The sequence below is a fragment of the Hoeflea sp. BAL378 genome (assembly GCF_000759435.1).
Lineage (GTDB): Bacteria > Pseudomonadota > Alphaproteobacteria > Rhizobiales > Rhizobiaceae > Hoeflea.
Genome location: NZ_JRJG01000023.1, coordinates 1 through 13,013, shown reverse-complemented (window position 1 = coordinate 13,013; position 13,013 = coordinate 1). Strand labels below are relative to the sequence as shown.

The following is a 13,013-nucleotide window of genomic DNA, read 5'->3' as shown; positions in this document are numbered from 1 at the left end:
GCGCCGGGGTGGCGCGGCTGGCGCGCGGCCCGAATGCCGCCGGATGATGTCCGCATCCGACAGGCGGCTGCCTTGCCCCCGAGCCCCGGCCCGGACGAGGCGTCGGCTCAAGGGCGTGGAGCGCGTCCGACGCGGATTCCATGGCCAAAGCCCCGAAATCCGCCACAGGCCCGTCCCGCCGTCCATCCGCTTGCTCCGCGTGACGCGAAACCCGGATGCGAGGGCGGATCCGGTGGCTGGCTTGGCCCGTCTCGAAGGACAGGCTGCCAGCGGAGCCCGCCGGCTTCCGCCTCCTCCCGGGTCCCCGCCGCACGTTACGGCAGGGCCGGAAGGCCTTCCTCCCGCCCGGACCGCTACGCTGGCGGTCCATCCGGCGGCGGGAGTGGGATAAGTGTGGCACGGGCGGGGAATGTGGGGAAAAGACGGGGCGGATTTTCGGCCAAGGGATTGGAATTGCTGGGGGTGGGCCCGCGGTTTTTCCACCGGTTGGAGGCTCTGCGGCTCTCGCCGGCCCCCGCGTTCCGTCATCCTCGGGCCTGTCCCGAGGATCTACCGCACCCTCGGCGATTTCACTGGTCCGGTGGTTTCCGGGCTGGCGGCTGTAGATCCTCGGGACAAGCCCGAGGTTGACGTGGCGAGGGGGTGGTGGCGGGCCGCCCGCGCATTTTTCCGAGCCCCATTTTCCCGCGGGCGCGAATCCGCTATGAGGGAGCCCACGCGGCGCGGCCGCGGCCGAACCCCGCCATTCCAAGGACTTTTCGACCCATGAGCTTCCGGCTTGCACTTCTGGCGCTGAGCGCCGCCGTTCTTTCAGCCTGCACCACCGCGTCAGTCCCCACCAATCCGCTGCAGGCGCGCTGGAACGGCAAGTCTGCGGGCGTGTTCTTCGCCGCCTACGGGCCGCCGGTGTCGGATGCGGCGAGCACCGGCGGCGGCTCCATCTATGTCTGGCGCGGCGGATTCTCGCGCGGCCAGTCCTGCTCGGTGGAAGTCAAGGTCGACAAGGACTACCGGATCACCAGCATCCGCGCGCTGTCCGACCGGGTCGATCCCAAGGGCGGCCCGTCGCACTGCGAAAAGATCCTCGACGCCGCCTGAGGGCGCGAGGCGCGCGCGGAGCAAGGCTCCCTGCCGGCAATTGGCGGCGGGGAGGTCAGCGGCGCGCGAGAAAGCCCAGGATTGTTGCTGCGACCAGCAGGATCAGCGAGCCGATCGCTGCCAGCAACGGGATGATGCCGGCCATTTCATCGAAGCGCCGCCTGCCGGCGACGGTCTCGAGCCCCCACCAGCCGAACGCCAGCCCGGCAAGGCCCGTTAGCGCCAGTCCGATGGCCAACAGTTTCATGGCGGTCCCTGCCCCCTACGCCAGCGGCGGAATATCGCCGCGCGCCCAGCGCTCTTGCGTCTCCGCCGAGAACGCCTCGAAGCGCTGCGCCTCGATCGCCGAGCGGATGCCGGCCATCAGGTCCTGGTAGTAGCTCAGATTGTTCCAGGTGATCAGCATCATGCCCAAAATCTCGTTGGAGCGGACGAGATGGTGCAGATAGGCGCGGGAATAGTCGCGCGCGGCGGGGCAAGCGCTCTCCTCGTCGAGCGGACGATGGTCCTCGGCGTGGCGGGCGTTCTTCAGATTGATCTTGCCGTGGCGGGTGAAGGCCAGGCCGTGCCGGCCGGCGCGGGTCGGCATCACGCAGTCGAACATGTCGATGCCGCGGCCGACGGACTTGAGAATGTCGTCGGGGGTGCCGACGCCCATCAGGTAGCGCGGCTTCTCTGATGGCAGCGCCGGACAGGTGACGTCAAGCATGTCGAGCATGACCTCCTGTGGCTCGCCCACGGCGAGGCCGCCCACCGCGTAGCCCTTGAGGTCGAGGCCCGCGAGCGCCTGCGCCGAACGTTCGCGCAGCTTCGGCACGTCGCCGCCCTGAACGATGCCAAACATGGCCTTGCCGGGCTGGTCGCCGAACTGGACCTTGCAGCGCTCGGCCCATCTGAGCGACATTTCCATGGCGCGCTCGATCTCCGTTTCGCTCGCCGGCAGCCGCACGCATTCGTCGAGCTGCATCTGGATGTCGGAGCCGAGCAGGCCCTGGATCTCGATGGAGCGCTCCGGGCTCATCTCGTGGCGCGAGCCGTCGATATGCGACTGGAAGGTGACGCCCTGCTCGTCGATCTTGCGCAGCGCCGAGAGCGACATCACCTGGAAGCCGCCGGAATCGGTGAGGATCGGGTGTGGCCAGCGGGCGAAATGGTGCAGGCCGCCGAGCCTCGCCATGCGCTCGGCGCCGGGCCGCAGCATCAGGTGATAGGTGTTGCCCAGGATGATGTCGGCGCCAAGGTCGCGCACCTGGTCCATATACATGGCCTTGACCGTGCCGCCGGTGCCCACCGGCATGAAGGCCGGCGTGCGGATCACCCCGCGCGGCATCGAGATCTCGCCGCGGCGGGCCTTGCCGTCGGTGGCGAGCAGGCTGAACTGGAAGCTGTCGGTGCTCATTCGGCGTTCCTGAACAACAGGCTGGCGTCGCCATAGGAATAGAACCGGTAGTGCTCGTCAATGGCGTGCCGGTAGGCCGCGCGCATGGTCTCCAGCCCCGAAAACGCCGAGACCAGCATGAACAGGGTCGAGCGCGGCAGGTGGAAATTGGTCATCAACACGTCGACGGCGCGGAACGCGTAGCCCGGCGTGATGAAGATGTCGGTCGGGCCGGACCATTCGCAGATCGTGCCGTCTTCGCCGGTGGCGCTTTCCAGCAGACGCAGCGAGGTGGTGCCGACCGAGACGATGCGGCCGCCGCGGGCGCGCGCCGCATTGAGCGCCGCGGCGGTCTCGGCCGAGACATGGCCGATCTCGGCGTGCATCCGGTGCTCGTCGGTGTCGTCGGCCTTGACCGGCAGGAAGGTGCCGGCGCCGACATGCAGCGTGACGAAATGGCGCGAGACGCCGCGCCTGTCGAGGCGCGAGATGAGATCGGCGGTGAAATGCAGGCCGGCGGTGGGGGCGGCCACCGCGCCCTCCTCCCGGGCGTAGACCGTCTGGTAGTCGAAGCGGTCGCGCGCATCCTCGGCGCGCTTGGAGGCGATGTAGGGCGGCAGCGGGATGTGGCCCGCCTGCATGATCGCCTGGTCGAGCGCGGGGCCCGACAGGTCGAAGACGAGCTCGACCTCGCCGCCCTCGCCGCGCGGACCGGCGGTGGCGTCGAGCACGCCCTCGAGGCAGGTCTCGCCCTGCCCGCCGAAGCACAGGCGGTCGCCTTCCTTGACCCGCTTGCCCGGCCTGAGGAAGGCCTTCCAGCGGTCGGGGCCTGTGCGCATGTGCAGCGTCGCGGAGATGCGGCTCTGGTTGCTGTCGCGGAGGCGAAAACCCTCGAGCTGCGCCGGGATCACCTTGGTGTCGTTGAACACCAGCACGTCGCCGGGTTCGAGCAGGTCGGGCAGATCGGCGACGGTGAAATCGCCCAGTGCGCCGTCGGCGCCGATGCGGAGCAGCCGGGCGCTGTCGCGCGGAGCGGCGGGCCTGAGCGCGATCAGCTCGTCGGGAAGGTCGAAATCGAACAGGTCTACCCGCAAGGGCATGCTCCCAAAGAAAACGCGCGGAACCCGACCGGCGTGACGCCGTCAAATCCCGCGCGTGCGTGTGGGTCAGGCAGCGGCGTCGGCCGCGACCTTCATCGAGACGATCTTGTCGGGGTCCACCACCGGCTCGCCGCGCTTGATCTTGTCGACATTCTCCATGCCCGAGGTGACCTGGCCCCAGACCGTGTACTGGCGGTTGAGGAAGCCGGCATCATCAAAGCAGATGAAGAACTGCGAATTGGCGGAGTTCGGATCCTGCGAGCGGGCCATCGAGCAGGCGCCGCGGGCGTGGTTCATGTTGGAGAACTCGGCCTTGAGGTTGGGCTTGTCGGAGCCGCCCATGCCGGCGCGGCGCGGATCGAACGAGGCGCCGTCGGACTTGCCGAACTTGACGTCGCCGGTCTGGGCCATGAAGCCCTCGATCACCCGGTGGAACACCACGCCGTCATAGGCGCCTTCGCGCGCCAGTTCCTTGATCCGGGCGACATGGCCGGGCGCCAGGTCGGGGAACAGTTCGATGGTCACCTGGCCCTTGGTGGTTTCCATGATGAGTGTGTTTTCGGGATCCTTGATCTCCGCCATGGGTCTTCTCCTGTGGTTGATATGGGATGCGTCGGCCTAGCCGCCGGTGGTGACGGTGATCATCCGGTCGGGATCGGTGACCGCGCCGTTGTTGTTGGGGTCGCCGCGCTTGATCTGGTCGACCTTGTCCATGCCCTCGATCACCTTGCCGACCACCGTGTACTGGCCGTTGAGGCCCGGCGCCGGGGCGAACATGATGAAGAACTGCGAATTGGCCGAATTGGGGTTCTGCGACCGCGCCATGCCGACCGTGCCGCGCTCGAACGGGATGTCGGAGAATTCGGCCTCGAGATCGGGCATGGACGAGCCGCCCATGCCGGCCTGGGCGGGCTTGAAATCGGTTTCCATGTCGCCGAACTTGACGTCGCCGGTCTGGGCCATGAAGCCCTCGATGACGCGGTGGAAGGCGACATTGTCGTATTCGCCGGCCTGGGCCAGTTCCTTGAGGCGCGCGACGTGCTTGGGCGCCACGTCGTCGGCGAGTTCGATGACGACGTCGCCGGTCTTGAGCTTGATCGTCAGCGTTTCGGCGGCGGCTGCGAGCGTGGTCGAGGCCAGGCTAAAACCCAGCGCTGCGGCGAGAAGAAGGCGTGAAGGACGCATGGAGGCTCCATTGCAGTGGCGGCGGATGATCCCTGCCATCCGGCGGCAATCGTTTGACACACCGCCGCGGGCTTGGCAACGCCGCGGCGAAGGCTGAAGAACTTACCCGCTCCGCGCCGCCAGCGCCTTTTGCACCACGGCCGGAACGAACGGGGCGACATCGCCGCCCATCTTAGCGATCTGGCGCACAAGCGTGGCGGTGATATGGCGGGATTCGGCATAGGCGGGCGCGAACACGGTGGTGATGCCGGGCGCCATGGCCCGGTTCATGCCGGCCATCTGCATCTCGTAGTCGAGATCGGTGCCGTCGCGGAGCCCGCGCACCAGGATGGTGGCGCCGGCGGACGCCGCCGCCTCGATCACCAGGCCCTCGAAGGCCACGACGCTCACCGCCTCGGCGCGGGCCGAAAATTCCGCCCTCACCACATGGCCGATCAGGCTCGCGCGCTCGTCGAAGCTGAACATCGGGGTCTTGCCCGGATGCACGCCGATGCCGATCACCAGTTCGTCGCACAACGCCAGCGCCTGGTCGAGAACATCGACGTGACCGTTGGTCATGGGGTCGAACGACCCGGGGTAAAACGCAATGCGCATGACAAAAGCCCTCTTTCAGGCGCCTTTTGTCATGTCGGGGGGCGGGCTTCAAGTGATGAATCTCGACAGCCGGCTGTCCAGGGCCCGCGTTCCGGCCGCCCGAGGTCAGAAATCGGCGATCGACAGCCAGATCAGGTTCTTTCGGTTCTTCTTGTAGGCGCGGATGGCGGCGGATTCGATCTGCCCGCGCCGCCGGTCGAAGGCGGCGAGGTAATCGGTGTCCGGCGAGCGGGCGATGCCGTCGATCTGTTCGAGCGCAGGCGCCTCGAGCACGAAGCGGACTTCCATCACGCCGTCATAGCCCGAGAAGCGGAAGGTTCCGGCGTCCTCGTCGAAGCTGCGCATCTGGTTGGGAAAGCCGATCATCGCGAGGCGTCCGGGCGCCGCGTTGCCGCCTGGCGAAAACTCACTTCTTGGTTTTCTTCTGGAACGGATTGGTGTCGAGCTGCTTGACCGCGGAGCCGAGCGCCGGCGCGGCCTTGGCGGCGACCTTGTCCTTCTTCGGCTTGCGGATTTCCTTGCTCTTCTTCATTTGACCCTTGGCCATGGCGTGTCCTGTTTTCCGGGCGCAGCCCTCGAACCGGAATTGGTTCGCGGGAGACGCCGCAATGGGTCGGGAACATCCTGCGGAATGGGGGACATCGCGGGCCGCTGCGGCCCGGGTCCCCTCGTCCGTTCAGACGCTCTTGACGGTTTCGATGAGTTCGAGATTGCTGCCCTGCTCGACGCGTTCGTGACCCTGCTCTTCGTTGCGGATCCGGTACTGCGGCTTGCCGCCATTGTCGGGCAGGCGCAGCAGCACCGTGAATTCGGTCGGCGTGCGCGGCGACAGGCCGACGCGGGATTGGAGCGAGACCTGCTGTCCCTTGGTGAAGATGTTCTTGGCCATTGTTCAGTTCCACTGCATATCCCGCGCAGGCAGGCGCGATCACGCTGCTTGCGGGGCTTTGTCGTTCGGGTCGAGAAACAAGCGCAAGGCGCAGGCGCCGCGTTTCGGCATAGCTTCGGCGCGCTTGAAAGATTACGATGGAACCATGCGCCTCAATCGGACTTATTACAAGGAAATAGTCCGCTCCGCCGCCCCCTCGCAGGTAAATGCATAATTATTGCGCGTTTTTCCGCAGTGGCGTGCAATAGTGCAGCAAGGACTTCCCCAAGCCTCCCGCCGCGCCCGCGGCGTGGCGGCAGATCCCCGAAGCCCGGTGATGTTCACGAGCTCCGTTTTACAGAAGGTGCCGGCATGCTTATAAGATTTGGTTTCGAGATTATCGTCGACTGCCCCGCGCCGGTTCCCATGCTGCTGGCGCTGTCCACCCACACGGAATTCAACGGCCGGCTGATCGGCGCGGATTACGTGCGCACCACCGCCATGACCCCGATCGCGGTCTATGTCGACCGCTACGGCAACCGGATCTCGCGCGCGGTGGCCGATCCCGGCCGCACCACCTTCTGGTCCGACTGCGTGGCCGAGGTCTCGGGCGCGCCCGACACGGTGCCGACCTTCGCGGTGCAGCACCGGATCGAGGACCTGCCGAGCGACACGCTCAACTTCCTCACCGCCAGCCGCTACTGCGATTCCGATTCGCTCGGCAATTTCGCCTGGGCCAATTTCGGCAATACCCAGGAAGGATGGCCGCGGGTGCAGGCAATCTGCACCTTCGTCCACAACCACGTCACCTTCGGCTACAAGTTCGGCCGCCCCGACAAGACCGCCCGCGACGTGCTGGAGGAGAAATCCGGCGTCTGCCGCGACTTCGCCCATCTGGGCGTGAGCCTCTGTCGCGCCATGAACATTCCGGCGCGCTACGCCAGCGGCTATCTCGGCGACATCGGCGTGCCCGATTCCGGCTTTGACGATTTCTGCGCCTGGTTCGAGGTGTTCCTGGGCGGCTCCTGGCACACGGTGGATGCCCGCTACAACGTGCCGCGCATCGGCCGCATCCTGATGGTGCGCGGCTCCGACGCCTCCGACGTCGCCATGATCACCTCCTTCGGCTCCTACCAGCTCAGCTCGTTCCGGGTCTGGACCACGCAACTCGAAGAGGGCCTGAGCGACCAGGACATCATGGCGATGTTCGCGACCCTGCCCGAGCCCCGCCCCGGCGGCCCGGATTTCGGCACCGCGGTGCCCGGCGCCGTGCATCTGACCTGAGTCTTCGCGGACGGCGCGGCCCGCTGCGCGGCGATGGCCCGGCAAAGGTCGGGAGCCCCTCCGGGGCCTGATCTCAAACGCCGTCATGCCGGGGCTGATCCGGCAATTAGTGCGCGCGGGGCATGGTCTCACCGAGTCTTCCGGCCCCGCGGACGCGGGGTCGCTGGACCCCGGCTCGGGGGCCGGGGTGACGGTGCGGTGTGGCAATCCCTCTCCTTCGCCGCCCTCCCCGGTCTTGTCCGGGATCAGCCAGGCCACATCCGGAAGGATCCGCCGGGCCATCGGTTTCCCCTGAGGGTCCGACCGGTCCGAGGCGCGCGTCTGCGGGGCCTCGGGACAGGCGAGAGGACGACGAAGCGAGGGGGCGGACACCGCCTCCACCGCCGCGCCGCGCGACGGCCCTAACCGATTATTCACCAAGTTTCCATTCAGCCTGGGTTCATTCAGGATTTGTCATGGTGTGCGCATGGAAGATCACTGCAAAGGAAGGACCCCGCAATGACCATAGCTCTCGCCTTGCTTGCCCTGATGATCGTGATGCTGTTCAGCGGTCTCGTGCTCGGCGCGCTGCGCCGGGAGATCCCGGAAAAATCCGCCGACCCGGTCTGGACCCGCCGCCGCTAGGGCCTGTCGCGCTCGAACGGAGCCGTGCGAGCGTCAGTGCCCGTGCGCGCGTTTCGGGTTCCGCAGCGACCTTTGCGCGCCCGAACCGGCGCGCGGCGCTTTGCAGCCTCCACGCCTGCCAACGACCCTCCAGAGTCCCTGCCCGGCCCGCGGCGATGTCCGCGGGCTTTTTACTTGGGAAGCGCCTCGGCCGCGGCGGCGGGCGCGCAATCGGGCTTGGGCGCGCCGAGATGGCTGTCCTCGCGCGCCTGCCACTGCTTCATCAGCGCCGCCCGGCGCTGCGGGTAACGCGCCTGCTCGAGCTCGAGGCTGAGGATGCGGTCGGCGCGGAAGTGGCGGAAATCATTGCGCAATTCGCACCAGGCGACGATCATCCGGCTGCGCTCGAAAAAGGCCAGCGCGATCGGCCAGATGGTGCGCCGGCTGGCCGCGCCGTTGACGTCGGCATAGGCAATGGTGAGCTTGCGCTGGGCGCGGATGGCGTCGCGGATCAGCGGCAGCTCGCTCTCGCCCGCCGCGAGCCGCTCGCGCGGAACCACCAGCAGCGCGGAATCGTCGAGCCCCGCCTTGAGGTCGTCGGGCAGCACGGCGGCGATCTTGGCGAGCGCGTTGAGCGCCGCCGCCCCGAGCGGCTGGTCGGCCCGCTCGGCCACCCAGCGCGAGCCCAGCACCAGCGCCTCGATCTCCTCCTCCGAAAACATCAAGGGCGGCAGCATGAAGCCGGGCTTGAGCACGAAGCCCACCCCCGCCTCGCCGTCGATCGCCGCCCCTTGCGCCTTGAGCGCATCGATGTCGCGGTAGATGGTCCTGAGCGACACGCCCAGCTCCGCCGCCAGCGCCGCCCCGCTCACCGGCCGCTTGTAGCGCCGGAAGGCCTGCAAAAGATCGAGAAGACGTTCGGCGCGGGACAAAGGCTGGCTCCGGGTGGGTGGCGACGCGGCAGTGTAGCACGGATGCTGTCAGATTGTGGCAGGAGTGGGTGGCCCGGCCACGATCGGGCCGGCTTATCGAATGACGGCTTTGGGCGCCCATGTCGGTCGTTTCGGTTCGTCGGGCAAGCGCCCGAAAGCGGACATTGTAATCGATCGGCTTGGCTGGCCGGCTTTGGGACTAAGCGGTCTTTCCGAGGTTGCCGCTTGAACGACGGCTTTCAGCGAAAGTGGACGCTCCAGCCTTGCACGGGGGCAACCTCGTCTGATTGGCGCTGGCCGGAAGCGGAATGGCAAGTTCCGGAAAGCTGTCGTGGGATAGCTGCCATTGCGAACACAGCACGACCCTTTCTGCTCTTGATTAAACGCGGTCGTTCGCTGAGCAGCCGCGAGCGACAGTTGTTATGGAGAGCGATAGCTCTGCCTCAAACATAGTGGGATTCCAAAGTGAATCAGGTAGGGGATTTTGTGCTGATGCGGTAAGCATGACGAATGACGACGGATCGCGATAACGATTGGCGGGACAAAGACGAGGCAGGCAAGGTGCGCGTCCGGTTCGATTTCGAGATCGAGCCAATTCGATCAGATGAAGCAACCCAGATGGTTACCGTTCGCGTTCAGCCCAACAGGAGGCGCTATTCGATTGTAGAAGTGAACGGCGAACGTCACTATCTCGACAAATTCCTTCTCACTATAATTTCAGAAGAAGACGTCAAGGAAATGGCCGTCGCGCAGTTCGGCGGTTTGCCCGTGATTTATAGTCCACCGTCCATTGAATCCGCCAGCGAATATGCTTCTGTAAGGCAGGGTGCGATCGCCGCCGAGCTTCGCGGTGAAAGTTACGTCGTGCCGACAGAAAAGGCGCGCCCGCAATCGCAACTTTCATTTGCAGGAGGGACGCGCTTCCTGACCTTTTTATCGGTGGATATTTGCGGAAGCAGTGGCCTCCGTCGCCGTGATCCCGAAGCCTTCGAGCGCGCATACGACATTTTTTTGAGGGAGCTTGCCACCTCCGTCGGTCACTTTCACGGCGCTATCCTGAAGACGACAGGCGACGGCTTCATCGCCACCATCGACAGCGAGGGCTACACGACCCAATGCGACAATACCGTCGATCTTGGGCTTACATTTCTTGCGGTTCTGCGGGGGTCCGTAAACCCTGCCTTGGAGGCGGCTGGATTGCCCGCACTTACTATACGGGTAGGAGCCGATTGCGGCGCGGCGCGTCTGCGGAAAATTACTGTACCCGCAACGGGCTTTGAAGCGCCGGAAGTGGCAAGCGATGCGCTCAACCGCGCCGTTAAAATCGAACAAACCGCCGCCGCCAACGAATTGCGGATCGGACGCGGTCTCTATGAGCTGGTGCATGTGCAGTGGCTGGAGCGGTGTCAAGAAGTGGAATTCGACGGCAACGACGTCGGCATAGAAGGCTATCAGGTCTACAAGGTGGAATAGCTGTGTCCGATCCGAACAAACTCACACGGGCCTACCTTATGAAACAGGTGGCGCGGAATCTAGCGGCGGTGGACAAAATCCGCGAGCGCAGTCAGGTTGCGGCGGGACGGGTTGTTCCATCCAGTGGCGACCTTCCGCTTCACTCAGGCCGCCGCATTGATGCCACAGTGATGTTCTTGGACATCAGCAAATTTTCGAGCCGCCCGTCTTGGACAGATATGGAGCAGGAGAACAACCTCCGCGTCCTGTCGTTGTTTTTCAGCGAGATGATCCGCATCGTTCTCGACTATGGCGGCACTGTGGAGAAGAACACGGGCGATGGCCTAATGGCTTATTTTACCCGCAACTCGGCAAGCGGCATTACTTCACAGCAGACAGCCGTCGCCGCCGCCCTCACGATGTTCAGCGCGGCAACGACCATTGTGAATCCGCTTATCCAGAACGCGGGGCTTATCCCGCTCGATTTCAGAATTTGCCTCGATCACGGCCCGATCACCATCGCGCAAGTGGGCGTCGCCCGCGATTTCAACGGCATAGTTGCTATAGGAACGACGGCAAATATTGCGAGCAAAATGCTGGCTTTCGCTGATCCGAATACAATATTGATCGGGACAAAAGTGTACGAGGGTTTGCCCGCCCTCTGGCAATCTGAGTATGTTACTTTCAAGACGGCACAGACGGGCTGGTTCTACACCGACAACAACGTGCCTTACGCCTTCTGGCTTTATCACGGACGATGGAACATTCCGACAGCATGACCGACCAAAATCAATCTGCTAGCGCCGGACATACGCCCACGCTGATCGTGGAAGAGGTCCGAAGCGCACCATCCCTGGCTGTACGGGAAACAGGCCGCGGGGAAATCGTGCCATCTTCGGTATCCCCTTTAGAAGAACACCATGCGGATTTCGCGGGTTTTCAAGAAGATTATGTCAGACATTACATATCGCTGGCCGATACAAAGGCCGCGTGGACGTTCACAATCGCTTCGGGTGTTCTAGTGTACCTGATTGGAACTGATAAGACCAAAGACGCACTTTTGGCACCTGTATTGTCATGGCCATATGCTTCGCTTATCGCCTCAGTTCTTCTCCTCGTGGTTTCGGCATTCTTTTCTTTCCGCGTGGTCGCGCCGAGGCTGGCTTCGAATTCGGGTGAGGGAATTGTATTCTTTGGATCGGTCGCCGCGAAAGACGATGCCGCAAGCTATGTCAGCGAAGTGGCCGCACACGATCCGGCAGAAATCACGGAAGCGCGTCTGAAACACTGCTTCGACGTATCCAAAGTCTGCGACGGAAAATATGCTTTTCTCAAAAAGGCAATCTGGTTCGGGCTTCCCGCGTTGGCAGTTACTTTGGTGGCCGTCCTCTTAAATACTTAAAAGCGTAGGGCTTCGCCACTTGCGCCCTACAAGAACTTTCCCCACCTTCATTTGGCAAGCCTCGTTACAAACGCTTCCCCCAACAGCTCCTTCCGGTTGCCGATCGTCTGCTAGGATCGACTCGCTAGGCAGCTTTCGTCAGGATCAGACGTTCGCCGGGCGCGGTTAAACGACCGACTCTGGTGGAGACCCGCCAAGCAATAGGCTCATCGGAATGGCGGCTTCCCGCGTTGTCCGCCTGAGACCGGACAATCCCCTCCCGGCCCGCTTCCAGCCTTTGAATCCAGGCGCACGAAGCGATCACTCCCTGCCTCGTTCACCCTCCCCCTCCTCCCGGAGCGCCGCCCAGGACAGCAGCGCGTCCAGCGCCGGGCACAGGGCCTGGCCCCAGGGGGTGAGGCCGTATTCGACTCTCGGCGGGACCTGATGGTGGACGATGCGGGTGACGATGCCGTCGGCCTCCATCTGCCGCAACTGCTGGATCAGCATCTTCTGCGACACGGCGGGGATGGCGCGTTCGAGCTCGGAGAAGCGCAGGATCTTGCCGCCGAACAGGTGGAACAGGATCGTGAGCTTCCAGCGGCCCTCGAGCAGCTTGAGCGCGCTTTCGACGCCCTGGGCCGCCGTCTCGCTGGTGTATTGGATGGGCTTACCTTTCGGTAAGTACCTTACTTTTTCGTCGGTTCTTGTCATTTTCGCAGAGTATCGCGATATGGGTCGTCAGACAACAGTGAAGAGGACCCCAAGATGTCGATCACCCTACCCCCGGCCATCTCCGCCTATTTCGCCGCCGACCGCGCCGACGGCGATGCGGTCGCCCAGTGCTTTACCGAGGACGCCGTCGTCATCGACGAGAACCGCACCCATACCGGCCGCGACGCGATCCGCAGGTGGCGCGAGGAGGCCGCGCGGAAATTCAGCTACGAGGTCGATCCCTTCGCCGTGAGCGGCGAGGCCGACCGGATGGTGGTGAGCGCGCATCTCACCGGCAATTTTCCGGGCAGCCCGGTCGACCTGCGCTACCGCTTCACCCTCGCCGGGGGCAAGATCGCGCGGCTGGAGATCGGGATATGAGCTTCGATCTCGGCCTGCAGGGCGCCCGCGCGCTGGTGACGGG

Annotated in this window: 18 protein-coding genes; 7 read left to right on the top strand and 11 right to left on the bottom strand. The window is 64.6% G+C overall.

Annotated features, from left to right (window positions below; translation table 11 throughout):
- The first annotated feature begins 765 nt into the window (after nt 1-765).
- Entirely contained in the window at nt 766-1,098 is a 333-nt protein-coding gene (locus tag LL06_RS06950; RefSeq protein ID WP_035524148.1) for a hypothetical protein, read from the top strand.
- A gap of 55 nt (nt 1,099-1,153) precedes the next feature.
- Here LL06_RS06950 and LL06_RS06945 read toward each other — a convergent pair whose 3' ends face one another.
- The 9 genes from LL06_RS06945 to LL06_RS06910 form a co-directional block, all read right to left on the bottom strand.
- Nucleotides 1,154-1,345, bottom strand: a complete 192-nt coding sequence (locus tag LL06_RS06945; RefSeq protein WP_152599518.1) for a hypothetical protein — start codon at nt 1,343-1,345, stop codon at nt 1,154-1,156.
- A 15-nt stretch (nt 1,346-1,360) separates the two neighbouring features.
- A complete protein-coding gene (tgt, locus tag LL06_RS06940; RefSeq protein ID WP_035524142.1) occupies nt 1,361-2,497 on the bottom strand; it encodes a tRNA guanosine(34) transglycosylase Tgt in 1,137 nt (378 codons plus the stop codon).
- Complete coding sequence (queA, locus tag LL06_RS06935) at nt 2,494-3,570, bottom strand: tRNA preQ1(34) S-adenosylmethionine ribosyltransferase-isomerase QueA (protein WP_035524139.1); 1,077 nt, start codon at nt 3,568-3,570, stop codon at nt 2,494-2,496. Before queA ends, tgt begins: the two co-directional genes overlap by 4 nt.
- 72 nt (nt 3,571-3,642) lie before the next feature.
- Complete coding sequence (locus LL06_RS06930) at nt 3,643-4,158, bottom strand: peptidylprolyl isomerase (protein WP_035524136.1); 516 nt, start codon at nt 4,156-4,158, stop codon at nt 3,643-3,645.
- A gap of 36 nt (nt 4,159-4,194) precedes the next feature.
- Nucleotides 4,195-4,761: a peptidylprolyl isomerase gene (locus LL06_RS06925; RefSeq protein ID WP_035524134.1), complete on the bottom strand. Its 567-nt coding sequence runs from the start codon at nt 4,759-4,761 to the stop codon at nt 4,195-4,197.
- Nucleotides 4,762-4,863: 102 nt separating this feature from the next.
- A complete protein-coding gene (coaD, locus tag LL06_RS06920; RefSeq protein WP_035524132.1) occupies nt 4,864-5,355 on the bottom strand; it encodes a pantetheine-phosphate adenylyltransferase in 492 nt (163 codons plus the stop codon).
- Nucleotides 5,356-5,460: 105 nt separating this feature from the next.
- Nucleotides 5,461-5,721 carry a DUF1488 domain-containing protein gene (locus LL06_RS06915; RefSeq protein ID WP_035524130.1) on the bottom strand — a complete coding sequence of 87 codons (261 nt, stop codon included), beginning with the start codon at nt 5,719-5,721 and terminating at the stop codon, nt 5,461-5,463.
- Between the two features lie 40 nt (nt 5,722-5,761).
- Nucleotides 5,762-5,902: a hypothetical protein gene (locus tag LL06_RS27955; RefSeq protein WP_162835374.1), complete on the bottom strand. Its 141-nt coding sequence runs from the start codon at nt 5,900-5,902 to the stop codon at nt 5,762-5,764.
- A 129-nt stretch (nt 5,903-6,031) separates the two neighbouring features.
- Nucleotides 6,032-6,244 carry a hypothetical protein gene (locus tag LL06_RS06910; RefSeq protein WP_035524128.1) on the bottom strand — a complete coding sequence of 71 codons (213 nt, stop codon included), beginning with the start codon at nt 6,242-6,244 and terminating at the stop codon, nt 6,032-6,034.
- A 351-nt stretch (nt 6,245-6,595) separates the two neighbouring features.
- Between LL06_RS06910 and LL06_RS06905 the strand changes: the two genes are divergently transcribed.
- Both LL06_RS06905 and LL06_RS28400 read left to right on the top strand, forming a co-directional pair.
- A complete protein-coding gene (locus LL06_RS06905; RefSeq protein ID WP_035524126.1) occupies nt 6,596-7,507 on the top strand; it encodes a transglutaminase family protein in 912 nt (303 codons plus the stop codon).
- Between the two features lie 498 nt (nt 7,508-8,005).
- The gene (locus LL06_RS28400; RefSeq protein ID WP_280114105.1) at nt 8,006-8,131 is read left to right on the top strand and encodes a hypothetical protein; all 126 of its coding nucleotides are present in this window, start codon (nt 8,006-8,008) and stop codon (nt 8,129-8,131) included.
- A gap of 170 nt (nt 8,132-8,301) precedes the next feature.
- Here LL06_RS28400 and LL06_RS06900 read toward each other — a convergent pair whose 3' ends face one another.
- On the bottom strand, nt 8,302-9,042 hold the full coding sequence (locus LL06_RS06900; protein ID WP_052161273.1) for a YafY family protein: 741 nt from the start codon (nt 9,040-9,042) through the stop codon (nt 8,302-8,304).
- Nucleotides 9,043-9,552: 510 nt separating this feature from the next.
- On the opposite strand from LL06_RS06900, the gene LL06_RS06895 reads away from it, so the two are divergent.
- The 3 genes from LL06_RS06895 to LL06_RS27240 are packed head-to-tail and all read left to right on the top strand — an operon-like array spanning nt 9,553 to nt 11,896.
- Nucleotides 9,553-10,515: a hypothetical protein gene (locus LL06_RS06895; RefSeq protein ID WP_035524124.1), complete on the top strand. Its 963-nt coding sequence runs from the start codon at nt 9,553-9,555 to the stop codon at nt 10,513-10,515.
- A 38-nt stretch (nt 10,516-10,553) separates the two neighbouring features.
- Nucleotides 10,554-11,273 (top strand): adenylate/guanylate cyclase domain-containing protein, encoded by a 720-nt coding sequence (locus LL06_RS06890; protein ID WP_161784943.1) that lies wholly within the window; start codon nt 10,554-10,556, stop codon nt 11,271-11,273.
- Nucleotides 11,270-11,896 (top strand): Pycsar system effector family protein, encoded by a 627-nt coding sequence (locus LL06_RS27240; RefSeq protein ID WP_152599517.1) that lies wholly within the window; start codon nt 11,270-11,272, stop codon nt 11,894-11,896. The genes LL06_RS06890 and LL06_RS27240 overlap by 4 nt, the downstream gene beginning before the upstream one ends.
- A gap of 300 nt (nt 11,897-12,196) precedes the next feature.
- Here the strand turns inward: LL06_RS27240 and LL06_RS06885 are convergent, their stop codons facing one another.
- Nucleotides 12,197-12,589, bottom strand: coding sequence for a helix-turn-helix domain-containing protein (locus LL06_RS06885; protein WP_035524120.1), 393 nt, complete (start codon nt 12,587-12,589; stop codon nt 12,197-12,199).
- Nucleotides 12,590-12,643: 54 nt separating this feature from the next.
- Between LL06_RS06885 and LL06_RS06880 the strand changes: the two genes are divergently transcribed.
- Entirely contained in the window at nt 12,644-12,970 is a 327-nt protein-coding gene (locus LL06_RS06880; RefSeq protein ID WP_035524119.1) for a nuclear transport factor 2 family protein, read from the top strand.
- The last annotated feature ends 43 nt before the right edge of the window (nt 12,971-13,013 follow it).

Excerpts from the sequence above, each read along its gene's own strand:
- LL06_RS06905 (WP_035524126.1), top strand. The coding sequence starts at position 6,596 with ATGCTTATAAGATTTGGTTTCGAGATTATCGTCGACTGCCCCGCGCCG.
- LL06_RS27240 (WP_152599517.1), top strand. The coding sequence starts at position 11,270 with ATGACCGACCAAAATCAATCTGCTAGCGCCGGACATACGCCCACGCTG.
- LL06_RS06880 (WP_035524119.1), top strand. The coding sequence starts at position 12,644 with ATGTCGATCACCCTACCCCCGGCCATCTCCGCCTATTTCGCCGCCGAC.
- tgt (WP_035524142.1), bottom strand. The coding sequence starts at position 2,497 with ATGAGCACCGACAGCTTCCAGTTCAGCCTGCTCGCCACCGACGGCAAG.
- LL06_RS06930 (WP_035524136.1), bottom strand. The coding sequence starts at position 4,158 with ATGGCGGAGATCAAGGATCCCGAAAACACACTCATCATGGAAACCACC.
- LL06_RS06925 (WP_035524134.1), bottom strand. The coding sequence starts at position 4,761 with ATGCGTCCTTCACGCCTTCTTCTCGCCGCAGCGCTGGGTTTTAGCCTG.
- LL06_RS28400 (WP_280114105.1), top strand. The coding sequence starts at position 8,006 with ATGACCATAGCTCTCGCCTTGCTTGCCCTGATGATCGTGATGCTGTTC.
- LL06_RS06910 (WP_035524128.1), bottom strand. The coding sequence starts at position 6,244 with ATGGCCAAGAACATCTTCACCAAGGGACAGCAGGTCTCGCTCCAATCC.
- LL06_RS06885 (WP_035524120.1), bottom strand. The coding sequence starts at position 12,589 with ATGACAAGAACCGACGAAAAAGTAAGGTACTTACCGAAAGGTAAGCCC.
- LL06_RS06950 (WP_035524148.1), top strand. The coding sequence starts at position 766 with ATGAGCTTCCGGCTTGCACTTCTGGCGCTGAGCGCCGCCGTTCTTTCA.
- LL06_RS27955 (WP_162835374.1), bottom strand. The coding sequence starts at position 5,902 with ATGGCCAAGGGTCAAATGAAGAAGAGCAAGGAAATCCGCAAGCCGAAG.
- coaD (WP_035524132.1), bottom strand. The coding sequence starts at position 5,355 with ATGCGCATTGCGTTTTACCCCGGGTCGTTCGACCCCATGACCAACGGT.
- LL06_RS06895 (WP_035524124.1), top strand. The coding sequence starts at position 9,553 with ATGACGACGGATCGCGATAACGATTGGCGGGACAAAGACGAGGCAGGC.
- LL06_RS06915 (WP_035524130.1), bottom strand. The coding sequence starts at position 5,721 with ATGATCGGCTTTCCCAACCAGATGCGCAGCTTCGACGAGGACGCCGGA.
- LL06_RS06890 (WP_161784943.1), top strand. The coding sequence starts at position 10,554 with ATGAAACAGGTGGCGCGGAATCTAGCGGCGGTGGACAAAATCCGCGAG.
- LL06_RS06945 (WP_152599518.1), bottom strand. The coding sequence starts at position 1,345 with ATGAAACTGTTGGCCATCGGACTGGCGCTAACGGGCCTTGCCGGGCTG.